This is a genomic window from Rhodococcus sp. P4_F5 (genome assembly GCF_056401315.1).
In genome coordinates this window covers 73946-99130 of the sequence record NZ_JBFUJP010000010.1, presented here as the reverse complement: position 1 = coordinate 99130, position 25185 = coordinate 73946, and the positions used below count along the sequence as shown (strand labels likewise).

At 69.5% G+C, this 25185-nt stretch carries 14 protein-coding genes; 13 read left to right on the top strand and 1 reads right to left on the bottom strand.

Features of this window, described 5'->3' with window-relative positions; all coding sequences use genetic code 11:
- Nucleotides 1–97 precede the first annotated feature (97 nt).
- Nucleotides 98–1219: a lipid II:glycine glycyltransferase FemX gene (locus tag AC1DU4_RS07315; RefSeq protein ID WP_477838439.1), complete on the top strand. Its 1122-nt coding sequence runs from the start codon at nt 98–100 to the stop codon at nt 1217–1219.
- 127 nt (nt 1220–1346) lie between these two features.
- On the opposite strand, the gene AC1DU4_RS07310 is transcribed toward AC1DU4_RS07315, so the two are convergent.
- Nucleotides 1347–2567, bottom strand: coding sequence for a TetR/AcrR family transcriptional regulator (locus AC1DU4_RS07310; RefSeq protein WP_477838438.1), 1221 nt, complete (start codon nt 2565–2567; stop codon nt 1347–1349).
- A gap of 562 nt (nt 2568–3129) precedes the next feature.
- Between AC1DU4_RS07310 and fadD5 the strand changes: the two genes are divergently transcribed.
- The 12 genes from fadD5 (at nt 3130) to AC1DU4_RS07250 (ending at nt 24932) form a co-directional block, all read left to right on the top strand.
- Nucleotides 3130–4716, top strand: coding sequence for a fatty-acid--CoA ligase FadD5 (gene fadD5, locus AC1DU4_RS07305; protein WP_477838436.1), 1587 nt, complete (start codon nt 3130–3132; stop codon nt 4714–4716).
- Between the two features lie 175 nt (nt 4717–4891).
- Entirely contained in the window at nt 4892–5701 is an 810-nt protein-coding gene (locus tag AC1DU4_RS07300; RefSeq protein WP_477838453.1) for an ABC transporter permease, read from the top strand.
- Entirely contained in the window at nt 5701–6558 is an 858-nt protein-coding gene (locus AC1DU4_RS07295) for an MlaE family ABC transporter permease (protein WP_477838434.1), read from the top strand. The genes AC1DU4_RS07300 and AC1DU4_RS07295 overlap by 1 nt, the downstream gene beginning before the upstream one ends.
- On the top strand, nt 6558–7781 hold the full coding sequence (locus AC1DU4_RS07290; RefSeq protein WP_477838432.1) for an MCE family protein: 1224 nt from the start codon (nt 6558–6560) through the stop codon (nt 7779–7781). The genes AC1DU4_RS07295 and AC1DU4_RS07290 overlap by 1 nt, the downstream gene beginning before the upstream one ends.
- Complete coding sequence (locus AC1DU4_RS07285) at nt 7778–8824, top strand: MCE family protein (protein ID WP_477838430.1); 1047 nt, start codon at nt 7778–7780, stop codon at nt 8822–8824. The genes AC1DU4_RS07290 and AC1DU4_RS07285 overlap by 4 nt, the downstream gene beginning before the upstream one ends.
- 39 nt (nt 8825–8863) lie before the next feature.
- Nucleotides 8864–9910, top strand: a complete 1047-nt coding sequence (locus AC1DU4_RS07280; protein WP_477838428.1) for an MCE family protein — start codon at nt 8864–8866, stop codon at nt 9908–9910.
- Nucleotides 9907–11052, top strand: coding sequence for an MCE family protein (locus AC1DU4_RS07275; protein WP_477838426.1), 1146 nt, complete (start codon nt 9907–9909; stop codon nt 11050–11052). The genes AC1DU4_RS07280 and AC1DU4_RS07275 overlap by 4 nt, the downstream gene beginning before the upstream one ends.
- Complete coding sequence (locus AC1DU4_RS07270) at nt 11049–12125, top strand: MCE family protein (protein ID WP_477838424.1); 1077 nt, start codon at nt 11049–11051, stop codon at nt 12123–12125. The genes AC1DU4_RS07275 and AC1DU4_RS07270 overlap by 4 nt, the downstream gene beginning before the upstream one ends.
- Nucleotides 12122–13339 (top strand): MlaD family protein, encoded by a 1218-nt coding sequence (locus AC1DU4_RS07265; RefSeq protein ID WP_477838422.1) that lies wholly within the window; start codon nt 12122–12124, stop codon nt 13337–13339. The genes AC1DU4_RS07270 and AC1DU4_RS07265 overlap by 4 nt, the downstream gene beginning before the upstream one ends.
- On the top strand, nt 13329–13922 hold the full coding sequence (locus AC1DU4_RS07260) for a mce associated protein mas1a (protein WP_477838420.1): 594 nt from the start codon (nt 13329–13331) through the stop codon (nt 13920–13922). The genes AC1DU4_RS07265 and AC1DU4_RS07260 overlap by 11 nt, the downstream gene beginning before the upstream one ends.
- A 40-nt stretch (nt 13923–13962) precedes the next feature.
- Nucleotides 13963–14844, top strand: a complete 882-nt coding sequence (locus AC1DU4_RS07255) for an oxygenase MpaB family protein (RefSeq protein WP_477838418.1) — start codon at nt 13963–13965, stop codon at nt 14842–14844.
- 419 nt (nt 14845–15263) lie between these two features.
- Nucleotides 15264–24932, top strand: coding sequence for an amino acid adenylation domain-containing protein (locus tag AC1DU4_RS07250; protein ID WP_477838417.1), 9669 nt, complete (start codon nt 15264–15266; stop codon nt 24930–24932).
- Nucleotides 24933–25185: the final 253 nt, after the last annotated feature.

Below are 25185 nucleotides of genomic sequence, written 5' to 3'. Positions count from 1 at the left end.
GATATGCCCGTCGTCACGTAATTGGCCAGCTGTGACCGGCGCGGCATCCCGCCGGTTATTCTCTTTCCCGAAACGCCTGAACTGGATGGGGGATCCGATGGCCGAATCAGGGCAGGGGCAGTGGGGTGGCGATCTCAGGATGTCGGAGCGGGTCCGCCGCGCGACACCGCTCGAGGTCGAGGGCTGGAACGATCTGATCGGGGCGAACCCCGACGGCGGCGACGTGTGGCGCAGTTACGATTTCGCGGAGCACAAGCGGGAGCATGTGCGCTACCACAGCGTGTACCTCATGGTCGACGGCATCGCCGTCACCGTCCACGAGAAGCGGGTTCCGTTGCTCGGCAAGCTCTGGTATCTACCGGCGGGTCCGCCGGCCGCCGATGCGGAGGAGCTGCTCCGAACGCTACGGGCGATCGCGGACTTCGCACGCGGGCAGGGCGTGTTCATGATCAGAATCGAGCCCACGCTGGTGGCCGGCGAGGCGACCATGCGGACGCTGACCGAGGCGGGGCTGCGACGGGTACCCCACGAGATGCTCCCCAACAACTACACCGTCGTAGTCGACATCGAGGGTGAACCGGAGCAGGTGATGGCGCGCTTCAGCACCCGTGCCCGCCGCTGGATCAAGCGCGCCGCCCGCGACGGGGTCACGGTCGAGCGGGTCCCGGCAACGGACGAGAACTGCACCCTCATGTACGACCTGCTCTCCAAGACTGCGGACGGCCGCTTCGGGGTCCGGAGCTTTCGGTACATGTCCGCGATCTGGAAACGCTACGACGCCTCCGGCAGCGGCCAGCTCTTCTTCGCTCGGTTCGAGGGCGAGGTGGTCGCCGGCGCATTCGCGATGAAGCTCGGGACCCACAGCCTGTACAAGGACGGTGCGTCCGTGCGCAAGAGCGCCGAGTCGTCGAAGGAGAACGGTCTCGGCGCTCACGGTGTGGGCCACGCCGTGCAGTGGGAGATCATCCGTTGGGCCAAGGAGCACGGCTGCGTGCGTTACGACATGTGCGGCACCACGCCCGCCGCGTCGGYCGACGATCCCACCCACGAGTACCGGGGCATCACCGAGTTCAAGCAGAGTTTCAACAAGGAGATCACCGACCACATCGGTGCTTACGACCTTCCGCTTGTCGGCTGGAAGCACGACGTCTGGCGGTCATGGCTCGAGCGGGAGATGAACCGCTTGTCACTGGTTGTTCGCCGCGACTTCTACTACTGAGTCCCAGTCTCGCCAGTCAGGCAGCAGGTGTGGCACTCGGCCCGATATCTGGGAGTGCAAGCATGATTCAGTTGACCCAGCACGACGCACAGTTCCTGCATGTCCTCGGTTGGCTTCGCGTCGATCGTCAGCCGAGCAGCACCGCGAGCATCACGGCCTGCATCTGCCCGCGGGTCCGTGCGTCGACGTCGAAACGCATCAGCCGGCCGACGTCGAGTGCCTGGCCGAGTGCCGCATGCACCACGAACCGGGCCTCGACAGGGGACAGTTCGGGGCGGACCGCGCCGAGCAGGTGGACCCATTCCTCGACGTGCAGTCGCTGCACGTTGCGCAGATTCGTCCGCTCGCCACTGGGCAGGTTGCCGATCTCGGCGAAGTACACCGAGAGCACCTCCGGGCGGGCGAACGCCAGGTCGATGTAGGCGGCGGAGAGTCGGCGCAGGGCCTCCGCCGGATCGGCGGAGGCGCCGAGAGCATCGTCCGTCGCCACGGCCAGCCGGTCGGCCGCACGGTGGAAACCGGCCGCGAGCAGGTCTGCCTTGCTCGGGAAGTGCCGGTAGACGCTCGACGCGTTGATCCCGGCGGCGGCGCCGATCTCCTCGATGCTCGACTCGTGGTAACCCTGCGCGTGGAAGATCTTCATCGCCTCGCCGAGCAGGAGTTCGCRCTTGGAGGTCACCGCGAGCCCCCGGGCGGCCGGGTCCTCGATGGTGGATTCGGCAGGCGGGGCCGCCGCGAGGTCGCAGCGCAGCACGCCCCACGCCGTCGCGAGCAGCAGCTTCTCGATCCGACGGTTCGCCAGCGCGCTGCGGTGGGCGGTGATGCTGCCGACGACGCTCAGGGCGGCGGCGGCCAGGATCGTGGCGTCGCGTCGGCCCAGGTCCGGGCGGAGTCTGCCGAGCGGCTTCGCGAGACGCTCGTTCAGCGCGCGGAAGTCCGCGCGCATCAGCTCCCGGTCGGCCGGCTGCAGGTACCGGCCCTCCCAGCGGTAGAGGCCGCCGGTCCGGCGGTGCTCGACGGTGGTCGCGATCAGGGCGCGAAGGACCCGGTCCAGCTGGTCCTCGGGACTTGCATCCGGGGCGGCCGCGGCATCCGCGGCCGCCCGCAGCGAGCCCACCGTGCTCAGTGCCGCCTGCAGCAGCAGTGCGTACTTGTTGGGAAAGTGGCGATAGAGCGCGGGTCCGGAAATACCCAGGGCCGCGGCAATCTCGTCGACGCCGACCGCGTGGTAACCGCGTTCGCTGAAGGCCTGGGCGGCCGTCAGGGCGATCTGCGCCTTGCGGTCCTTCGGTCGCCGCCGCACCGGTGCGTCGGTCGGAACCGGCCGGCTCCGGGTTGTCTGGGCCATGGCCGTCTCCTGACTTCGATGCCGCAAACCATATCCGAGTGTCCGCGGCGCTCCGGACGAATGCGAATCGGGCCGTCGGCAGGTGCGGCCATTTGTCTGTGTCGGCGAGTACACGCAAGCTGTTGATCTGCAACAGTGTTCGCTCTTGGTCGCCCGGCGGATCCGGTCTGCAAGTTAACAGTAATTCACCCGCGCCGAGCGCGGTCCCGGCGGTGTGGGCGGCTCGCTGCCGGGCCGTGCGGTCGGTTTCCTGGGTGGATCCGGCGCGCGCTGCCCGGGCGCCCGTGTGCGTCCAGTATTGCCGGGCGGGCCGGGCGGCATCAATTCGGTCAGCGGTGCAACGGAACTCGCCGCCGCCCGCTCGGTCGCGAGGCCGGAATCCGGCGGCGTCGCCGGGCTGTTCGGGGGCTCGCCGATGTGCCAGGTGCCGGACGGGATCAGATGCGAATAACTGTTAACAAAATCGGCCCCGCGTGGCCTTCGGAATTGCCATACTGGGCGCGCCCCACGAGGTGCGCCCGCCGTGCCGACCACATCATCGTGACAGGGAAGGACCTACAGGATGTCATCTAGCGACAATCTTCTGGCGCAACCGCTCCGGGCCCGTCGGAACAATTGGAACAACCAGGTCGCGACCCATGCCCTCATGCGACCGGAGGAGGTCGCACTCCGCTTCCAGGGGGCGAGTACCACCTGGTCCGGGCTGCACGCGAGGTCGGAGGCCTTCGCCGACGCGCTGGCCCGGCGGGGTGTCGGATTCGGGGACCGGGTGCTGCTGGTCATGCTCAACCGCCCGGAGTTCCTGGAGGCGGTGCTCGCGGTCAACGCGCTCGGTGCGATCGCGGTGCCCGTGAACTTCCGTCTGACGCCGCCGGAGATGGCCTTCATCGTCGGTGACAGCGGCGCCACCGCGGTGGTCACCGACGTCCCGCTCGCCCCGCTGGTTTCCGCGGTCCGTCAGCAGGTGCCGGAGCTGGCCACCTGCGTGGTGGTCGGGCAACCGGGGGACGGCGGCACGCTCGGCTACGAGGACCTGCTCGCCGAACCGGGCGAGGCGCACCGTCCGGTGGACCTGCCGGACGACCTCGCGGCGCTGATCATGTACACCTCCGGTACCACCGGCAGGCCCAAGGGGGCGGTGCTCTCGCATGCGAACCTGCAGGCGCAGGCGTTGACCTGCATCCGGGCCCTGCGCATGGATCGCGGCGGCGACGTCGGGTTCTGTGCGTCGCCGATGTTCCACATCGCCGCCCTCGGCAGCATGGCGCCGTCGATCGTGCTCGGTGTCCGCACGGTCATCCACCCGCTCGGCGCGTTCAACCCGGTCGAGCTGCTCGACGTGTGGGAGGCCGAGCGTGTCACCACCGCGTTCCTGGTCCCCGTCCAGTGGCAGGCAGTCTGCGCGGAACCGACCGTGCGTCAGCGGGATCTCGCCCTCCGGGTGATCAGTTGGGGCGCCGCTCCCGCCTCCGACGTGGTGCTGCGCGCGATGTCGGAGACCTTTCCCGACGCGATGAACGTGGCGGTGTTCGGGCAGACGGAGATGTCGCCGATCACCTGTGTGCTCGACGGCGAGGATGCGCTGCGCAAGCTGGGCTCGGTCGGCAAGGTGATCCCGACGATCCAGGCGCGGGTCGTCGACGACGAGATGAACGACGTCCCGGTCGGGCAGGTCGGTGAGATCGTCTACCGGGGCCCGACGATGATGCGTGGGTACTGGGGTAACGACGCGGCCACCGCCGATGCCTTCGCCGGCGGGTGGTTCCACTCCGGCGACCTGGTCCGCCAGGACGAGGAGGGTTTCGTCTTCGTCGTCGACCGGAAGAAGGACATGATCATCTCGGGCGGTGAGAACATCTACTGCGCCGAGGTGGAGAACGTGCTCTTCGGTCACCCGAAGGTGTTGGAGGCGGCGGTGATCGGACGGCCGGATCCGAAGTGGGGTGAGGTCCCGGTGGCCGTCGTGGCGCTGCGCGAGGGGGACCTCACCCTCGACGAACTCGTGGCGTTCCTGGAGGACCGGCTCGCCCGGTACAAGCATCCCAAGGAACTGGTGATCGTGGACGCGCTGCCGCGCAATGCCAGCGGCAAGGTGGTCAAGGGGGAGCTGCGCAAGAACCAGGGTGCACTCGCGGCCAACGCGAGCTGACGCGACCTGGTTGCCCGATCGTGATGCCGGCCGGGTCGCACCCGCGGCTCGGCCGGCGGCATCGGCGGTGGGTCACGATGAGAATAGCGGTTCACATAACTGTTGATCCGTGACACCCGTTGTGACACGCTTCACCGACAGGGGAGGGGTGGGAGATGCGAAGGGGATCGCGGAGATGACCTACGAACTGCCCACGGCCAAGGGGCCCGCGCGCGACGTCGCGACCCAGGGGGGCTACCTGATCGGGTTCTCGGTCCAGGCCCTGGTCGCGCTGCTCCGCGCGCTGCTGCGACGCCGACTCTCGTTGAGCGAGACGGTGACCCAGATCCTGTTCATCGGCCGGGTCAGCACCGGTCCGTCCCTGCTGCTGATGATCCCGATCGGGGTGTTCATCGCGGTCTCGGTGGGCGAGCTCGCCGGCCGCATCGGGGCCGGTGGGTATTCGGGGGCGGTGGTCGCGTTCATCGTCGTCGGGCAGGCCGCCGCGCTGGTCTGTGCGCTGATGATGGCCGGTGTGGCCGGTTCGGCGATCTGCACCGACCTGGGGTCGAGGAAGATCCGCGAGGAGGTGGACGCACTCGAGGTGATGGGCATCGACGTCGTCGAGCGCCTGGTGGCCCCGAGACTGGTCGCCGCCGTGGTGGTCTCGCTGGCGCTGTGCTCGATGGTGACCTTCGGCGGCGTCCTGGCCTGCTACCTCTATCACATCTACGTCCAACATCTTCCGGCCGGAACCTTCATGGCCACGTTCAGTCAGTACGGCAGGACGTCGGACTTCGTCATGGCCCTCGTGAAGGCCGCGGTCTTCGGTCTCACCTCCACGCTGGTGGCCACCTTCAAGGGCCTGCACACCAAGGGCGGCCCGCGGGGCGTCGCGGACTCGGTCAACGAGGCGGTGGTGATCGCCTTCGCGCTGGTGTTCGTCGTCAACGCCGCGCTCTCCGCGCTGTACACGGTCATCGTGCCGGCCGTGGGGTCGTACTGATGGCGGTGGTCGACGCCGTACACCGGCTGCAGCGCGCCGCGCGCCCGGTCCGGTCGGCCTACGGCGGCCTGGTGGACGTCGGCCGCCACGTCACCTTCTTCTACCGGACGCTGGCGTCCGTCCCCTTCGCCCTGCTCAGGTACCGCAAGCATGTGCTCGCACAGATCAGCGAGATCAGCTTCGGGACCAACTCGCTGCTCTCGGGCGGCGGCACCATCGGCATCGTGTTCGCGATGTCACTGGCCGCGGCGATGATGCTCGGCGTCGAGACCCAGCGCGGCCTGGAACTGGTCGGGATGACCACCATGTCCGGCATGCTGTCGGCGATCGCGAACACCCGCGAGCTCGCCCCCGTCGTCGTCGCAATCGCGCTGGCCGCCAAGGTAGGCACCGGATTCACCGCCCAGATCGGCGCCATGCGGATCTCGGACGAGATCGACGCGCTCGATGCGATGGCAATCCGGTCCATTCCGTTCCTGGCCGGCACCCGCGTCCTCGCGGCCATGGTGTGCGTGCTGCCCATCTTCATGATCGGTCTGCTTGCCAGCTACCTGTCGACGCGGCTGGTGATCGTGTTCTTCGGCGGCGCCTCGGCGGGCACCTACGACTACTTCTTCCACCTGGCACTCGCCCCGCAGGACCTGCTGTACTCCGCGCTCAAGGCCGTCGTCTTCGCGGCGGTGGTGTCCCTCGTGCACTGCTCCTACGGCTACTTCGCCGCCGGTGGGCCCGCCGGGGTGGGCCAGGCCGCCGGCCGGGCGCTGCGGACCGCGATCCTGGCGATCGGTGTGCTGGACGTGCTGATGACCTTTGCGTTGTGGGGCCTGGTCCCGCAGATCCCGGGAACGGGATTCTGATGGACCAGTTCACCGGGCGCAGCCGGGCCGCCCTCGCGCTGCGGGGGGTGCTCGCGGCGATCGCCGTCACGGCGATCGCGGCGGCGATGGTGATGCGCGGATCGGGTTCGCTGCACCGCGACCCCGAGGTCTTCGTGGCGATTCCCGCGACCGCCGGACTGATCAGCGGCGAGGCGCCCGTGCGCTACTCCGGCGTCAACGTCGGACGGATCTCCGGAATCGACTCGGGTACCACGTCGTCCACGGTGCGCCTGCAGATCGACTCGGATTCGATCTCGCTGATCCCCGCCACGGTGCTGGCCCGGGTGGTTCCGCGAACGTTCTTCGGGGACATCTACATCCAGCTCGTCGACGACCCGACCGCGACCGGCTCGTCGAGCCTGTCGGACGGTGCCGAGATCAGGGTGGACACCGGCCCCGAGGCGGTGGCGCTCTACGGCGTCTACACCAAGGTCATCGACGTGCTCGGCCACATGCAGCCACAGAAGATGCAGACCGCGCTCACCGAGCTCGGCAAGGCCCTCGACGGGCGCGGCGAGACGATCGGCCGGATCGTCGACCGGCTCGACTCCGCGTCCCGGACCCTGACGCCGGCGGCGCAGCGGTTTCTCGACGCCACACCGGAGTTCAGGTCGGTGATGCAGGCTCTCGAGGCCGCCACCCCCGATGTGATCGCGACGTTGTCCGCGGCGACCTCGGTGTCGCAGAACCTGGTCACCCACCGCGACGGCGTGGCGGCCACGTTCGGGTCCGCCGCCGGGTTCGCCTCCGTGGCAACCGCGTTCGTCGGTGAGCAGCGTGAGCGGATCACCACCGTGCTGAACTCGACGGGAACGATCCTGGCGACAACCGCGGCCAACCCCGCGGGGCTGGTGGATACGTTGGCCAAGGCGAACTCGTTCGGGGCGGCCGGCGCCCGGGTGTTCTCCACGGGGAAGTTCGACATCACCACGGTCGCGACCTTCTCCGACCCGCTGCCGTACGACGCGTCGGACTGCCCGCGGTACGGCGCCGAGACCAGCACGGGGTGCGTGGGCAGCGCGGCGGCGCCCGCCGCACCGGGCCCGAGCGACGTGGTCGACGGGGCACGGGAGGCATCGGTGCTCGGGTACCTGCAGGACCGGGTGCTCGGTGCGACGGCGGAGCCGGACGCGGCCCCGAACCCGGCCACCGTCGTCATGCTCGGTCCGCTGGTACGCGGGAACGAGGTGACGGTCCGGTGAAGCTCGGGTGGGTACCGATCGTGAAGGCGGTGGGGTTCTGCGTGGTGGGCGGGGTGTGTGCCGTGCTCGTCGCGAACACGCTGTCGGTCCCGGTGCGCGGCGACACGGAGAGGTACACGGTGGAGTTCACGGACGTCGAGGGTCTGGGCCCCGGCAACGCGGTGACGCTGGCCGGCGTCCGTGTCGGCCGGGTCGACTCCATCGCGTTCGCCGACGCGGGCGGCGGTACCAGCAAGGCGGTGGTCGACATCGAGGTCGAGTCCGGCTACGCGCTCTCGCGCGAGGTGACCGCCGCGGTCCGGTACGGCGACATGCTCGGCGCGCGGTACATCGCGCTCACGCCCCCGCTCGGCGGCRCCAACGACAACGCGGCCGGCGACCCGGCACGGACACTGCGGCCGGGGGAGGTCGTCCCGCTCACCCGGACCACGCCCCCGGTGGACCTGACCGCGCTCATGAACGGCTTCAGGCCGCTCTTCGACGCGCTGGACCCGGACCAGGTCAACGCACTCACCCGGACTTTTGCCCTGACCTTCGACGGTCAGGGCGAGGCCGTCGCGACCCTGCTGACCCAGATCGGTGCGGTGAGTTCGAGCCTGGACGACCGGAAGGACGTGATGGCGCAGCTCGTCACCAATCTGGGGTCGCTGCTCGGCTCCGTCGACGCCCGGCAGCCTCAGCTCGAGGAGCTGATGGCCGGCCTGAGCGGGCTCAGCACCTCGATCGTCGGGAGCAACGACCAGTTCGTCGCGCTGCTGGGCGACGGCAACCAGGCCCTGGCGTCGCTGGCGGCGGCGATGGCCCGGTCCAACGGGGCATTCGGCCGGTCGGTGAGTGACCTGAAGTCGGTCACCGACAGCTGGGTCGCCAGCACCGACGAGTTCAACGCCTTCGTCGCCAAGATGCCGGAGTTCGCCAACTCGATCAACCGGATCGGCAGCTACGGCGGATTCGTCAATCTCTACCTCTGCAACTTCACCCTGAAGGCGGGCGATCTGGAAGCGAACATCTTCGGCCCCACGCATTCTCCGGTGTGCTCGTGAGGTGCCGGGTGGGTCGGGTCGCGGGGGTGAGGGGCTGAGATGTTCCTGGTCAAGCTGATCGACATCGGCGTCGGGATCTACCTGTTCCTGTTCCGGGGCGAGCGACGCGCCAACAGCGGTACGCCGCTGGCACTGGGCACGCTGGGCATCGTGCTGCTGGTCACCGGCCTCGCGGTGGCCATCGGGGTCCCGAAGGTCTGGTACCAGATGCGAACCAGCCCCTACGTGGCCGAACTCGACAATGCGAGTGGCCTTTCCGGCGGTGACCCGGTGTACGTCGCGGGGGTGCCCGCCGGCCGCGTCGAAGCCGTCGTGCTGGCCGACGATCGCGTGCGCGTCGACTTCCGGCTCGACAACCGGCAGCCACTCGGCAACCAGACCACCGCCACCGTCCGACTGAAGACGGTGCTCGGCAAGCGCTACCTGGAGGTGGTCCCCGGCGGCGTCGACGACGGCGCGAATCTCGTCCCGCTCGCCCGGACCACCGTGCCCTACAGCCTGGACGACGTCGGCCGCGACGTGACCGCGGCCGCCCAGGGTGTCGACGCCGAGGCGATGCAGGCGATGTTGTCGTCGCTGCAGCAGGTGATCCCTCGCGACTCGGAGCAACTCGGCAAGACGCTGGCGGGTCTCGGCGGTGCCGCCGCCTCCCTCGCTCGCAACGGCGAGCAGGTGGACCATCTGCTCACCGTGTCGCGGTCGATCTCGGACCTCGTTGTCCGCCAAGGTGACTCGCTGACAACGACACTGTCGAACGCGCAGACTCTGGTCGAGATCCTGGCCGTGCGCAAGCAGGCCCTGACGGAGCTGGTGGACAACCTCAGCTACATCCTCGCCACCGCGTCGACCTCCTTCGCCGAGCACGACGCCGAGTTCGACCAGCTGGCGGTGAACCTGACCGAGGTCACCGGCACGCTGAAGGCCAACGCCGGCAACATCGACCAGATCATGAAGCGGCTGCCGCCGGCGTTGCGCTCGGCTACGGACGCGACCGGCAACGGGCCGTGGACCGACGTCACCGCGCCGTCTGCGGTCATCCCGGACAACATGCTGTGCGCCATCGGAGTGATGCAGGGGTGCAAATGAACACGGCTGCCCAGACCGACTCCACCCAGACCGGGTCCGGCGGCCGGCGGTGGCCGAAGGTCGCGACCTCACTGCTGCTCGTCGCGGCCGTGGCGGCCGCCGGCTGGTTCGTCTTCGGCCGTACAGACAACGAGAAGACCGTCACCGCGGACTTCGGTTACGTCAACGGGATCTTCGCCGGCAGCACGGTCACCGTCCTCGGGGTCCCGGTCGGGACGGTGACCGAGGTGGCGCCCCGCGGAACCACGGTGCGCGTGACGCTGTCCATGCCCGACGACGTCCAACTGCCCGCCGACGCCAATGCGTACGTGCTCAACCCGTCAGTCATCAGCGATCGGCACGTCGAACTCGGCCCCACCTACCGGGGTGGCCCGCTGCTCGAGGACGGCGCGCAGATCCCGGTCGAGCGGACCCACGCACCGATCGACTTCGACGGGCTGATGGGCAGCATCAGCACCCTCGCCGACGCGCTCGGTGGCAAGGACGGGCAGACAGGGGACCTGGTCACCGACGCGGCCAACGGCTGGAGGGGCCGGGGCGAGCAGTTCAACACGGCGATCACGAACCTCAGTGCCGCAACGGGTGTGGTCGGCGCGCGCGCCGAGGACATCGGTGCCCTCGTCGAGAACCTGAACACGCTGATGACCGCGCTCGACGCCCGTCAGGTGAGCCTGGACAGCCTCGTCAAGGGCCTCGGCGAGCTCGGTGAGGAGTGGTCGGCCCAGCAGATCGACATCGGCGCCCCGCTGCGGGACCTGCGCGTCGTCCTGGACCAGATGAACACGTTCGTGGCCGGCCACGGCGACGACGTCGGGGCGATCGCAGGCAACGTCGCGGCGCTCGGCGACGTGCTGGCGGCCAACCAGTCGGGCCTCGCGGAGTTCATGGACGTCGTGCCACTGCTGATGCAGAACCTGTCCCGGTCCGTCGGCGACGACGACCGGGGCCGGATCCGGCTCAACGTCTCCACCGCGCTGACCCAGTTCGCGGTCGCCGAGCCGCTGTGCAGGCGGTACCCGATGCCGTTGTGCACCGGCGCCGGGCTGACCAACCCGATCTCGTTCCCGGTCAGCGCATCCGACCCGCTCGGCATCGTCTCGGCGATGACCGGCGGCGCCCTCCCGACTGAGGGGAACCGATGAGTCGGCAATCGCCCACGCCCGCCCCTGGCCACCGGAGGCGGCGCCTGGCCGCCACCGGGGCCGGGTGCCTGCTGCTCGCCGGCTGCGGGGTCGGCATGCAGGACCTGCCGCTGGGGCGGTCCGCGGACGGCCCGGCGTACGAGGTGACCCTGCAGCTGGCGAACGCCGACGGACTGCTGCTCGGCGCGGACGTGCGCAACGGCCAGCAGGTGATCGGCCGGGTCGCCGACCTGGCGACCGACACCGTCGGCGCGAACGTCCGCCTGAGCCTGGCGGCCGCCGCCGAGCTGCCCGACAACGTCGACGCGTCGGTGGAGCTGCCGTCCGCGCTGGGCAGCCCCTTCGTCCGGCTCGTCGTCCCCGACCGGCCTTCCTCGCGGACCCTGCGGGACGGGGACGTGATCTCCGTGTCCCACACCGAGATCGGGCCCCAGATCGAGAGCGCGCTGGCGACGATGGGCACCGTCCTGAACGGCAGCGGGATCAGCCAGATGCGGACCGTCGTGGTCGAACTCGACAAGGCGTTCGGCGGCCGCTCCGGTGAGGTGCGTGGGCTGACGGCCACGATGAGCGCCCTGCTCGGGACGGCCACGGCGAACCAGCAGGACTTCGAGAACGCACTCGACCTCGCGGCGCGGGTGTCAGGGCAGCTGGCCGCGCAGCAGGGCGTCATCGACGGTTACCTCGACGCGCTGCCGGGGGCCGTACGGGTGCTCGGCGAGCAGCGGGACACGATCGCCGCGCTGCTCGACTCGAGCGCACAGCTGGCGGCCAGTGCCAACGCGATCCTGGCGGACTCGCCGCAGGGCCTGGACGGGCTCCTGCAGGACGCGTCCACCGTCCTCGGCTCGCTCGCCTCGTTCAACTCCGAGATCGGCTCGACGCTGACCAACATGAACACCTTCCTGGGCAACTTCGGCCGCGCGGTGAAGGGCGACTACCTGGTGTTCAACGGCGCACTCGACGTCCCCGGCGTGATCGACACGCTCCTGACCGGAGGAGCGCTGCCGGCGGGCCCGGCCACGCAGCCTCCGGGCACCCTGCAGGCACTGCTCTCCGGAGGCTCGCGATGAGGCGCCTGACGCTGGTCCAGCTGATCCTGTTCGCGATCACCTCGGCGATCGTGATCCCGTTCGGCATCAACTACGTGCTCGGTCCGCAGGCATTCGGCACCCCGATCCGGGTGCACGCCCGGATGGCGGACGCCCTCGGCGTGACGGCCGGCACCAGCGTCACCTATCGCGGCGTCATGGTCGGCCGGGTGGCGGGCGTCTCGCTGGACCCGGAGAGCCGTGGGGCCCGAGTCGAGTTCGACCTGGACCCGGGCACCGAGATCCCGCGCGACAGCATCGCGAAGATCGGGATGGGGACCGCCGCCGGCATTCAGAACGTGGACATCTTTCCCAACACCGGTGACGGGCCCTTCCTCGCCACCGGTGACGAACTCGCGGTGCCGCAGGACCGGCAGCCGGTGCAGATGGGTGAGCTGATGCTGCAGGCGAACCGACTGCTCGAGGGCATCGACCCGCAGGCGATCAGCGACATCGGGACCGAACTCGGGGCGTCGTTCGACGGCCTCGGGCCCAGCATGGCGAGCTTGATCGCCAACGGCGACGCACTGTCCGCGCAACTCGACGACCAGGCCCCGATGCTGCGGTCGCTGCTCGAACGGACCGCGGACCTGGTGGATTCGATGGCCGGACAGTCGGACTCGTTGGTGCGCGGCATGGGTGCGGCCCGGAACTTCACCGAGCAACTCGACTCCAACGCGCCGGTGCTGGTGTACCTCACCGACACCGCGCCACCGGCGCTGCGCAACGCGCGGCAACTCTTCGACCGCTACCACGACACCTTCGGGTCGGTGCTGGCGAATCTGGTCGCGGTGGCCCCGGTGATCTCCGACCGCAGTGACTCCCTGGCCGCCGGCCTCGTCGCGTTGCCCGACGGCCTCGGCAAGCTCGAGTCGATCGTCAAGGGCAACCGTGCGGACTTCTCCCTCGTCGCCACCCAGGGCCCGGTGTGCAACTACGACACGACGCGCCGGGCGCTCGGCGACATGACGCCCGTGGAACCGAACCTCACCTACTACTGCCCGCCAGGTGAGAACCTGTCGACCCGCGGCGCCCGAAATGCGCCCCGCCCCAACGGTCTCGGCCTGCAGAATGCGACCACCCCGGGCACCGAGATCGGTCCGCCGGTGGTCGACGACCCGATTCTCGTCCCGACCGGGGTCGAGGCACTGAATTACTGGAAACAGCTCTTGGAGGATCTCGGAAATGGCAAGTGAGCGCACCGACCCCGCCACGACCAGCGTGATGGAGGCGATCCCGGCCGACGACGACCCGATGGCGGCCACCCCCGACGAGGCCGGCGTCGCGGGGCCCAGGGCGGCGGCGATGCGGCGGCCCCGAATGCTGGTGGCCCTGCTGCTGGCGTGCGCGCTGGTCGCCGTCTCGGTCGCGTTGGTGATCCAGGCGCTGGCGGCCCGCCACGCCGACGCCTTGCGCGGCGAGGCGGTCGACATCGCTCGTGACTACTCGGTGGCGTTGTCCTCGTTCGACTTCCAGAGCCTGGACGCCAACCGGGACAAGGTGGTCGGGATGTCCACCCCGGCCTTCGCTGGCAAGTACAACGAGATGGTCGACGCGCTGCGCCAGATCGTCACCGAGGGCAAGGGGCAGGCGACCGCGACCGCGGACCACGTCGGCATCGAGAGCCTCGACGACTCGTCGGCGGTGGTGCTGGTGTTCGTGGACCAGCAGGCGAAGAACGTCCTCTCGCCGGAGGGCAACTCCCAGAAGTACCGAATGGTGGTCAGCCTCGTACGCGACGGCGACCGCTGGGTGGTCGACAACGTCGACACCAAGTAGTCGACACCCCAGAGTCGATACGAACGTGAGGACAGCAACCATGGATACCGAGCCGACGCTCACCACCGCGTACACCCGGATCGAGATCGGCTCGCAGGTGCGGCGCCGGAACCGCCGGGAGGTGCTGATCACCGACGCCCTCGACTTCTGGGCGTTCGCGGGCGGCGCCGCCAACGTCATCATGCAGTTGGGGTGGCCCGGGGTCGCGTACGGCGTGATGGAGAGCAAGGTCGAGTCCGGCAGCCTGGTCCGGCATCCCTGGAAACGCGCCCGCACCACCTTCCAGTACCTCGCGGTCGCCATCCTGGGCAGCGAGGAGGAACGCCTCGCCTACCGGCAGGCGGTCAACGGCGTGCACCGGCACGTGCGCTCGGACGAGAACAGTCCCGTCGAGTACAACGCCTTCGACCGTGAGCTGCAGATGTACGTGGCCGCGTGCCTCTACGTCGGGTTCGAGGACAGCCACCAGCTGCTGCACGGCAGGCTGACCGAGGAGCAGGCCGAGGCGTTCTACCAGTCGTCGTCCACGCTCGGCACGACCCTGCAGGTCACCGAGGACATGTGGCCGCCCACCCGCGCCGACTTCGACCGGTACTGGAACCTGGCCTGCGAGCAGGTGACCATCGACGAGCGGACCCGTCGGTACCTGGACGACCTGGTGAACCTGAGGATGGTCGCCTGGCCGCTGCGGGCCGTATTCGGGAACCTGCTTCGGTTCCTGACCGCAGGATTCCTGCCGCCCCTGTTCCGGGACCTGCTCGACATCGAGTGGACCGAGACCGATCGCCGACGGTTCGAGAACCTGTTCGTGTTCGTCTCGTTCGTCAACAGGTTCCTGCCGCGGTTCGTCAGGCACGGTGCCAACCATGTGTTGTTGCGGGATGTGCGCCGGCGAATGGGAGCCGGGGCGAAGTTGGTGTAGCGGCGGTGCGAGCCGCCCGTGACCACGTCGATCGGCGCCTCGGCGCGGGTCCCGATTATCCGGAACCGAACGTCAACTTACCGTCGAGTAACCCTGTGGGAGAGTGGGGGAGACGCTGCGCACAGAATTTGTCGTGCGGCGGGGGAACTGATAACAACTACGGGTGCTCCGCCGCGGTGTGGTGTGCTGTCGTCCCGTCTGCATGTGACATGATTCCGGGCGGTTGTCTCGCACGCCGGACGATGGCCGCTCGCCACGAGTGGGTGGCCGATCGACCGGCGTTCGTCTGTGATTGCCGACATAATGTCGGCAACGTGAGGCTGCTGACGTGGTCGTGGTGTTTTCCTGAGGAGGCGTGAGCTAACAAAGGGTGATGCCGGAGCGATGACAACTGTGGATCGGCAGGGGACTGTCGTGCCATGAGCGAGACCACGACGAGACACAGCGACGGAACTTCGTCGAGATGGGGGAGCGAAACCTTGGACACCCTGGGTGCAGTCGGATCTGGTGGAGCCCCGGAGGAGGCGTCGCAGGCACCGGCAGCGCACACCTCCGGGCAGTTTCCACTGTCGTCCGCTCAGCGGGGTATGTGGTTCGCACAGCAGGCCGCCGGGGATGTCCCGCTCACCATCGCCCAGTACATCGAGGTCGACGGACTCCTCGACGTCGACATCCTGACCATGACGAACCGGATCGCCGGCAAGGAATTCGGTTCCGCATACCTCCGCCTGGTCCCCGCGGACGGGATCCCCGAGCAGGTCGTCGACCGCTCGATCGACGACCACGTCCGGTTCCTCGACTTCTCCGACCGGGACGACCCGGTCGCCGCGGCGCAGGCCTGGATGCGCCAGGACTACGGGTCGCCCCTCGACCTGTTCGAGGATCGGCTGATCGTCTCCACCGTGCTCAAGCTCAGCGAGACCCACAGCTACTGGTACTGCCGGATCCACCACATCGCGCTCGACGGCTTCGGAGCAATGGCGATCCTCAACCGTGCCGCCGAGCTGTACACGGCCGTCGTGCAGGGCCGCGACATCGAGGCCGGCCACGCCGAAGAGCTCGTCAAGATCTACAACAACGAACTGGCGTACCGCAGTTCGCCCCGATTCCAGCGAGACCGGGAGTACTGGTCCGGGCGGGTTGCGGACCTACCCGCCCCGTTGAGCCTGAGTGGCCGCACCGCGCCGGTGGACTCGCATGCCACGGTTGCGGGCGAGCTGGTCCCGGACGCAACCTCGGAGCTGCTCGCGGYCACCGCGGACAGCAGTGTCGCCGGCGAGACCCCCGCCATCGTGGCGGCCTTCGCCGCCTACCTGGCCGGTATGACCGGTAGCAATGACGTGGTGCTCAGCCTGCCGGTCTCCGCGCGTGCCACCGCGGTGCTGCGCCGTTCCGGCGGCATGGTCTCCAACGTCGTCCCGCTGCGGCTGCGGATCGACTCGGACACCACCGTGGACGAATTGATCGCCGCGGCGAACCTCGAACTGACCGGGGCACTGCGTCGGCAGATGTACCGCCACGAGGACATGCGTCGCGATGCGGGTGCCGTCACCGGCGAGCGGGGTTTCTTCGGCCCGTCGATCAACATCATGATGTTTCACCGTGAGCTCCGGTTCGGCGACTTCACCGGCCGGTTCAAGGTGCTCAGCACGGGCCCGGTGGAGGATCTCGCGGTCAACCTCTACCCGAGTGTCGCGGGCAAGAGTGTCCAGATCGACTTCGAGGGCAACCCGAACCTGTACTCCGAGGGCGAACTCGGTGGCTACCACCACCGGTTCCTGAACTACCTGCGGACCTTTCTCTCGGCCGACCGCGGCACCGTGGTCAACCGGCTCGACCTGCTCGAGGCGGGCGAGGCTCAGCAGCTGCTGGCTGCCGGCGCCGGGGCTCCGGTGCCCTTCGGCGTCGACATCACCGACCGTTGGGACCGCTCGGTCGCGGCTGACCCGGCCGCGGTGGCCGCGGTGGCGGGCGAGCTGACCGTCACCCGTGGCGAACTCGACCGTCGTGCGAACCGGCTGGCCCGTGAACTGGCCGGTCGTGGTGTGGGTGTCGACGACGTCGTCGCGCTGATCGTGCCTCGGTCGATCGACTGGCTCGTCAGCATGCTGGCGGTGTGGAAGGTCGGCGCCGCGTACGCGCCCGTTGACGTCGTTGCCCCCGTCGAGCGGGCGCAGGCACTCCTCGAGGACTGCGACGTGCGATGTCTCGTCGCGACCAGTGCCTGGGCCGGTGCCGCCGGCTATGCCGGCCCGATGATCCTGCTCGACGACCCGATCGCGCAGGCCCGCATCGCGGACCTCGACGACTTGCCCGTACCGAACTCCTGGGGAAGCGAGGCCGACGCCCGGCTCGCGTACGTCATCTCGACCTCCGGCTCGACCGGGCGCCCCAAGCCGACCCTGGTCCCGATGCGCGGATTCGCGAACATCGTCGAGTGGTACCGCGGCGAACTCGGTCTGACCGAGGGCGACGGCGTTTTGGTGGGCAACGCCCCGGTGTTCGACCAGACGCAGAAGAACGTGTGGGTCGCGCTGACCGAGGGGGCGGTGCTGCACCTGCCCGACGAGGGCTTCGATCCCGTGGAGATCCTGGGGATCGTCGAGCGCGGCGACGTCGCCATCGCGAACATGTCCCCGAGCGCGTTCAACGTGCTGCTCGACCACGACACCCGGGCCGCGCTGCCGCGCCTGCGCGCGGTGTTGCTCGGCGGCGAGGCAGTGCGTCCACACCGCCTGCACCAGCTCGAGGCCGGCGGGGTACGGCTGTACAACAACTACGGTCCCACCGAGGCGACCGACATGGTCACCTCGCATCGGATCGCCGCCGTCGACACCGCGTACCGGGAGGGCCGGATCCCGATCGGCGGGCCGATCGGCAACCTCGGCGTGTACGTCCTGGACTCGCAGCTGCGGCTGGTGGCGCCCGGCGTCACCGGCGAACTGTACGTCGGCGGCGAGGGCGTGGCGCGCGGCTACGGCAGCCGGTTCGCCCTGACCTCGTCGATGTTCGTGGCCGACCCGTTCGCGGCCGACGGCGGGCGCATGTACCGCACCGGCGACGTGGTGTGGTGGAACGCCGACGGTGAGCTCGAGTACCAGGGCCGCAGTGACTTCCAGGTCCAGATCCGCGGGCTCCGTGTCGAGCTCGGCGAGATCGAGGCCGTGCTGCTCGGCCACCCCGACGTGGTCCGGGTCGCGGTGCTGGTGCACGAGGGCGAGCTCGGTCAACGTCTGATCGCGTACGCGGTCCCCGCACCCGGTGCCGAGCTGGACGTCCCCGCACTCATCGAGTATGCCGGGCTGCACCTGCCGAGCTACATGGTGCCGTCGGCGGTCGTCACGCTCGACGACCTGCCGCTCAACGCGAACGGCAAGATCGACCGGAAGTCGTTGCCGGAACCCGACTTCAAGGCTCGGACGGTGGAGTACGTCGCCCCGGTCACGGAGCTCGAGAAGACCATCGCGACGGTCTTCGGCGACGTCCTCGGGCTCGCCGAGGTCAGCATCGAGGACAGCTTCTTCGCGCTCGGCGGCGACAGCATCATGTCGATCCAGCTGGTGTCCCGGTCGAAGGAGGCCGGCGTCGCCTTCACCACCCGCGACGTGTTCGACTGCAAGACTGTCGCCCGGCTCGCCGAACTCGTCGCGCAGCGCGCCCTCAGCAACGAGATCGCGTCGGTGCTCGAGGAGCTGCCCGGTGGCGGTGTCGGAGAGGTGCCGCTGCTGCCCGTCGGACGCTGGATGCTGGACCAGGGTCCCTTTGCCCGCCGGTCCCAGGGGATCCTGCTCAACCTGGGAGCAGACCTGACCGAGGACGTCCTCGGCGGCGCGCTGCAGTCGGTCCTGGACCACCACGACGCACTGCGCTCGCGGCTCTCCCGGACCGACGACGGCGACTGGGCCTTCGAGGTTCGCGAGGTCGGCTCGGTGCGGGCCGTCGACGTGATCTCCCGACAGGACGTCACCGCCGAACCTGGCACCGAAGAGTTCGAGTCGGTAGTGGCGGAGCAGCTCGACGCGGCCGCCGACCGCCTCGACCTGGCCGCCGGCCGGCTGGTCGCGGCCGTGTGGCTGCGCGCACCGTCGGGCGCCGCCCGGCTGCTTCTGGTGATCCACCACCTCGCAGTCGACGGTGTGTCCTGGCGGGTCGTGCTGCCGGACCTGGCGATCGCGGCAACCGGGCTCGCGGTGGGTCAGCCCGCGCAGCTCGAGCCGGTCGGCACCTCTGTGCGGCGGTGGGCACACGCGCTGCGTGACGAGGCCCTGAGCGATTCTCGGGCAAGCGAATTCGACCACTGGCAGCGCGCGCTCGAGGGTCCGGACCCGATGCTCGGGTCGCGCGCCTTCGACCCGGCGCGCGACACCTCCGCGACCGCGCGAACGGTCCGCATCGACCTCTCCCCGGAGGTCACCCACGCGGTGCTCACCAGCGTGCCCCGCGCCTTCCGCGGCGGCGTCAACGACGGTTTGCTCGCGGCGCTGCTGCTCGCGGTGACCCGCTGGCGTCGCGACCGTGGGGTCGACGAGTCCTCGGTCCTGGTGGCGCTCGAGAGCCACGGCCGCGACGACGACGTGATCGTCGGGGCGGACCTGTCCCGGACGGTCGGCTGGTTCACCAACATCTTCCCGGTGCGGTTGGACCACGGTGGGCTCGATGTCGACGATGCCCTTGACGGCGGGGCCGCGGCAGGCGCCGTGGTCAAGGCCGTCAAGGAGCAGTTGCTGGCGGTGCCGGACGGCGGCCTCGGCTTCGGGCTGCTGCGGCACCTGCGCGAGGACACCGGCGGCACGCTCGCCGAGTTCGCGTCGCCGCAGATCATGTTCAACTACCTCGGGCGGACGTCGGCGGCGTTGGGCGAGGACCTTGCGGGTGCGCCGTGGACGCCGGACGACTCCGTCGGCATCGGCGGCTTCCTGTCGGCACACGACGCCGACGCGGCACTCTCGGCCACTGTCGAGATCAACGCCGGTATCGAAGGCGAGGGCGCAGGCGCGCACCTCGCGGCGTCGTTCACCTACGCGTCCGAGCTGCTCTCCGCGGACGAGGCCGAGCACCTCGCGCACTGGTGGGTCCGGGCACTCGAGGCCGTCGCGACCTATGCCTCCGACGAGTCGGCCGGCGGCCTGACCCCGTCGGACCTGGACCTGGTGACGCTGTCGCAGAAGCAGATCGAGCGGTTCGAGCAGCGATACCCGGCGCTGGTCGACGTGTGGCCGCCCGCGCCGCTGCAGCACGGCATGTACTTCCACTCGCTGCTTGCCGAGGACGTCGACGTCTACACCGCGCAGATCGTGCTCGAACTCGGCGGCGAGGTCGATCCGGACCGGATGCGCACGGCGGGGCAGGCCCTGATCACCCGGAACGAGGTCTTCCGCACCGTTTTCGTGCAGGAGGAGGACAGCGGCGAGGTCCTGCAGGTGCTGCTCGACGGCGTGACGCTGCCGTGGACGCAGACCGACCTGTCGGTGCTCGACGTCGACGTCCGGTCCGCCGAGCTGGCCCGGCTGATGCAGGCGGATCGGGCTTCCCGGTTCGACCTCACTGCCGCTCCGCTGACCCGGTTCCACCTGATCCGCACGGACGCGGACCGGTGGATCCTCACGGTCACCAACCACCACATCCTGGCCGACGGCTGGTCGACGCCGCTGATCGTGCGTGACCTGCTCACCCTGTACGCCGCGGGCGGCTCCTCGGACATGCTGCCGCGGGTGCGGACCTACAAGGACTTCCTGGCGTGGCTCGCGGCGCAGGACGCCGAGGCCAGCCGCGCGCAGTGGCACCGCCTCCTCGCCGACGTGGAGGAGCCGACCATGTTGGCCGCCCGGACCGGCGCGGAGCCGGCGGTTGCCGCGCCTGACGACCTCTCCGTGGTGCTCGACGACGACCTCGACGGTCGGCTGAAGCAGCTCGCCCGGAGGCTCGAGGTCACCACCAACACGCTGCTGCAGGCCGCGTGGGGTCTGGTGCTCGCACGGCTCACCGCGCGTGAGGACGTGCTCTTCGGCGCCACCGTCTCGGGTCGGCCGGCGGAGCTGGCCGACGTCGAGTCCATGGTCGGTCTGTTCATCAACACCGTTCCTGTCCGGGTGAGCGTGGACCCCGACGAGTCCGTGGCGCAGTTGCTGACCCGGGTCCAGCAGGAACAGACGCAGCTGCTCGGCCACCAGTACGTGGGCCTGAGCGAGATCATCACCGCCGAGGGCAAGGGCAACCTGTTCGACACCCTGTTGGTGCTCGAGTCGTACCCGGTGGACCGACAGGGCGTCACCGACGAGTCGGACATCGCCGGCCTGCGACTGCTCGACGTCGACGTGAAGGACGGCTCGCACTACCCGCTGGCTGTCGTCGGAATCCTCGGCGCCACACTGGAACTGAACTTCAAGTACATGTCGACCGCGTTCTCCCGCGAGGATGTCGAGGGCTTCGCGCACCGGCTGCTGACGGTGCTGGAGGCCTTCGCCTCCGACAGCGAGGCGACGGTCGGCGCGATCGACCTGCTCGACGCCGCCGAGCACGAGCGACTGGTCCCGGTCCGCGGCGAGGCCGCCGCGGCGGGCACCCCGCTGCCGGCGTTGATGGCCGCAGCCGTCGCCGTGAACCCGGCCGCACCCGCGCTGGTCGCCGGCGCCCGGGAACTGAGCTACGTCGAACTCGACGAGCGGTCGAACCGGGTGGCGCGGGCGCTGATCGCCGCGGGCGTCGGTCCGGAGGCCTTCGTGGCGCTGGCACTGCCCCGGTCGGTGGAGTCGGTGCTCGGCGTGTGGGCGGTGACCAAGGCCGGAGGTGCCTTCCTGCCGATCGACCCGGCGTACCCGGCCGACCGCATCGAGCACATGGTCTCCGACTCCGGGGTTCGATTCGGTCTGACGCTCGCCGCACACCGCGAAGCGCTGCCCGACTCGGTGGACTGGGTGGTCCTCGACGACCCGGCCTTCGAGGCGCGGTGCGCGCAGTTGCGCGCGGACGCGATCGTCGACGCGGATCGGCTCGCGCCGCTGCGCCCCGAGCACACTGCGTACGTCATCTACACCTCTGGCTCGACAGGTCTGCCGAAGGGCGTCGTGGTGACCCACGCCGGCCTGGAGAACTTCGCGATCGAGCAGCGTGAGCGCTACTCGGTGACGAGTTCGTCTCGCACCCTGCACTTCTCGTCGCCGAGCTTTGACGCATCGGTGCTCGAACTGCTGCTCGCTGTCGGTGCGGGCGCGACCATGGTGATCGCGCCGACCGAGATCTACGGCGGCGACGAACTGCGCATCCTGCTGCAGTCGCAGCGGGTGACGCATGCGTTCGTGACCCCGGCGGCACTGTCCACGGTGGACCCGGCGGGTCTGGACGAAGTCACCGCCGTGATCGTCGGTGGCGACGCCTGCGGACCGGAACTGGTCTCGCGGTGGGCCGTCGGCAGGGCCATGTTCAACGCCTACGGTCCCTCCGAGGGCACCGTCGCGACCAACATCAGCAGCGCGCTGGTGCCGGGCGGCGCAGTGACCATCGGCGGCCCGATCCGCGGTGTCGCCGCGGTGATCCTGGACTCTCGGCTGCGGCCGGTGCCGGTCGGCGTCGCCGGTGAGCTGTACGTGTCCGGTCCGGCGGTGGCCCGTGGCTACCACGGTCGGTCAGCGCTCACGTCGGAACGCTTCGTCGCCGACCCGTACGGCGCACCCGGCGCGCGGATGTACCGGACCGGAGACGTGGTGCGCTGGGTGGAGGTCAACAGGGCGAGCGGAGCGACGGGGAATGTCACCGCCGGTCTCGAGGTCGAGTACGTGGGCCGCAGCGATTTCCAGGTGAAGGTCCGCGGATTCCGGATCGAGCTCGGCGAGATCGACGCCGCTCTCGACGCACACGATGCGGTGGACTTCGCGGTGACCGTCGGCCGTACCGGTCCGACCGGCGACGTCCTGCTCGCGTCGTACGTCGTGCCGGTGGCAGGCCAGTCGGTGGTGGTCACCGAGCTCAAGGAGTTCGTCAGCCGTACTCTGCCCGCCCACATGGTGCCGTCGGCGATCGTGTTGCTCGATGCGTTGCCGCTCACGGTCAACGGCAAGCTCGACCGAAAGGCATTGCCGGACCCGGACTTCGGTGCGGACGCGGGCGAGTACGTCGAGCCCGGCTCGCCGGTCGAGGTGGCCGTCGCCGGAGTCTTCGCCGACGTGCTCGGGATCGAGCGGGTCTCCGCAACGGAGTCGTTCTTCGCATTGGGTGGCAACTCGCTCTCGGCGACTCGGGTGGTCGCCCGGGTCAACTCGGCGGTCGGATCTGCGCTCGGCGTGCGGGACTTGTTCGAGGCGTCGACGGTCGCCGAGTTGGCCGCCCGCGCGGTCAGCGCCGAGGGGCGCGCCCCTCGGCCCGCGCTGGTCGCCGCGGAGCGCCCGGAGCAGGTGCCGCTCTCGCTTGCGCAGCAGCGTATGTGGCTGATCAACCGGCTCGACCCCGCGTCGCCCGCCTACAACATCGCGATCGCCGTCCGGCTCTACGGACGCCTCGACTTCGACGCGCTCGAGTTGGCGGTGGCTGACGTGCTTGGCCGCCACGAGTCCGTCCGGACGGTGTACCCGGACGACGAGGGGGTGCCGCGGCAGGTCGTGCTGCCGGTCTCCTCGGTTCAGATCGACCTGTCCCCGGTGCCGGTCGACGGGGACGCGGTCCCTGCCGCGCTGGTTGAGTTCGCCTCGCAGGGTTTCGACGTCACCACGACGCCGCCGCTGCGCACCCGGCTGTTCCAGGCCGACGACCAGGAGTATGTGCTGGCGCTTGTCGTCCACCACATCAGTGCGGACGGTGCGTCGATGGGTCCGCTGGCCCGCGACGTGATGCTGGCGTACGGCCGGCGGGTCACCGGCGCGGTCCCCGAGTGGGCGCCGCTGGCCGTGCAGTACGCGGACTACGCGCTGTGGCAGCGTGAGGTGCTCGGCGCCGAGGACGATTCCGAGTCGCTGGCCTGGCGTCAGCTCGACTTCTGGGAGGGCACCCTTGCGGGCATGCCCGGACTGATCGAATTGCCCACCGACCGCCCGCGTCCGGCCCGGCAGTCGATGCGCGGCGGGAAGGTCGATTTCGAGATCGACGCCGACCTGGTGGCCGGCCTGCACGAGATTGCGCGCCGCGGCGGTGCCACGCTGTTCATGGTGATGCACGCAGCGCTCGCCACGTTGCTGTCCAGGCTGACCGCCAACGAGGACATCGCGATCTCGACCGCGGTGGCCGGTCGCGGTGAGGCCGAACTCGACGAGATGGTCGGGATGTTCGTCAACACCCTGGTGCTGCGCACCGCTGTGGACGGTGGGCGCGGTTTCGCCGAGATCGTCCAGCAGGCCAAGAAGACGGACCTGGAGGCGTACGCGCACGCCGATGTCCCCTTCGACAGCGTGGTGGAGCGGCTGAACCCGGTGCGGTCGCCGTCGTACTCGCCGCTGGCCCAGGTCATGCTCTCCTTCGAGAACCTCGGCAGGCCGACGCTGGAACTGCCGGAACTGACCGCCACCGAGTTCGACAGTGGACTCGTGATGGCCAAGACGGACCTCAAGCTCACCCTGGTCGAGAACCGGGACGCGACCGGTGTGGTGTCGAGCCTGTCTGCCTCGCTCTTCTACGCGGCCGACCTGTTCGACGAGGCGACCGTGATCGGGTTCGCGGACAGGTTCCTGCACATCGTGCGGACCGTCGTGACCGACGCCGACGCCGTGGTCGGCGACATCGACATCTGGAACGCCCCTGAGGTCGTCGGGCGCTCCGCCGCCGCGCCGACCGTCGACGACCTACCGCGACTCGTTGCCACGGTTGCCGAGTCCAGCTCGGACACGATCGCGCTCGAGCACGACGGCATCACGGTCACCTACGGTCAGATGGACGAGCGGCTGAAGCTGTTGACGGCCTCGCTGGCTGACCGCGGGATGGCGGTCGAGGCGATCGTCACCACGGCTCTGACCAGCCTCGTTCCTACGATTCTGCTGGCCGCGGGCGGCAGTGGGGCCGGCGACGGATTCGCCGACGTGGTCGACAAGCTGGTCGCGGATGCCCACGCCCGCGCCCGCGCCACGTCGCAGTCGGCCGACTCGAGCGGACTGGTCGCCGGCGGCTGATCCGATTTGCCGGCGGGTCGGTCCGGGGCGGTCCCGTATCTTTGATCCAGTCGCGAGCGGTGTCGGCATCGGCATCGGCTGCTCGCGACACATTGTCGTGCGATGCGTCATTGTGCGTCGTACAACTGTCGATACGTAAACGAATAGATTTGGCTCGCGAGCTTTGGAGGACCTGTTGTCTGCTGCGGATCTGACTCGATCGATCTCTAACCTCGCCTCGGACCGTCCGGACGTGATCGTGGTGTCCGTCGAT

Excerpts from the sequence above, each read along its gene's own strand:
- AC1DU4_RS07270 (WP_477838424.1), top strand. The coding sequence starts at position 11,049 with ATGAGTCGGCAATCGCCCACGCCCGCCCCTGGCCACCGGAGGCGGCGC.
- AC1DU4_RS07265 (WP_477838422.1), top strand. The coding sequence starts at position 12,122 with ATGAGGCGCCTGACGCTGGTCCAGCTGATCCTGTTCGCGATCACCTCG.
- AC1DU4_RS07295 (WP_477838434.1), top strand. The coding sequence starts at position 5,701 with ATGGCGGTGGTCGACGCCGTACACCGGCTGCAGCGCGCCGCGCGCCCG.
- fadD5 (WP_477838436.1), top strand. The coding sequence starts at position 3,130 with ATGTCATCTAGCGACAATCTTCTGGCGCAACCGCTCCGGGCCCGTCGG.
- AC1DU4_RS07255 (WP_477838418.1), top strand. The coding sequence starts at position 13,963 with ATGGATACCGAGCCGACGCTCACCACCGCGTACACCCGGATCGAGATC.
- AC1DU4_RS07290 (WP_477838432.1), top strand. The coding sequence starts at position 6,558 with ATGGACCAGTTCACCGGGCGCAGCCGGGCCGCCCTCGCGCTGCGGGGG.
- AC1DU4_RS07275 (WP_477838426.1), top strand. The coding sequence starts at position 9,907 with ATGAACACGGCTGCCCAGACCGACTCCACCCAGACCGGGTCCGGCGGC.
- AC1DU4_RS07280 (WP_477838428.1), top strand. The coding sequence starts at position 8,864 with ATGTTCCTGGTCAAGCTGATCGACATCGGCGTCGGGATCTACCTGTTC.
- AC1DU4_RS07260 (WP_477838420.1), top strand. The coding sequence starts at position 13,329 with ATGGCAAGTGAGCGCACCGACCCCGCCACGACCAGCGTGATGGAGGCG.
- AC1DU4_RS07300 (WP_477838453.1), top strand. The coding sequence starts at position 4,892 with ATGACCTACGAACTGCCCACGGCCAAGGGGCCCGCGCGCGACGTCGCG.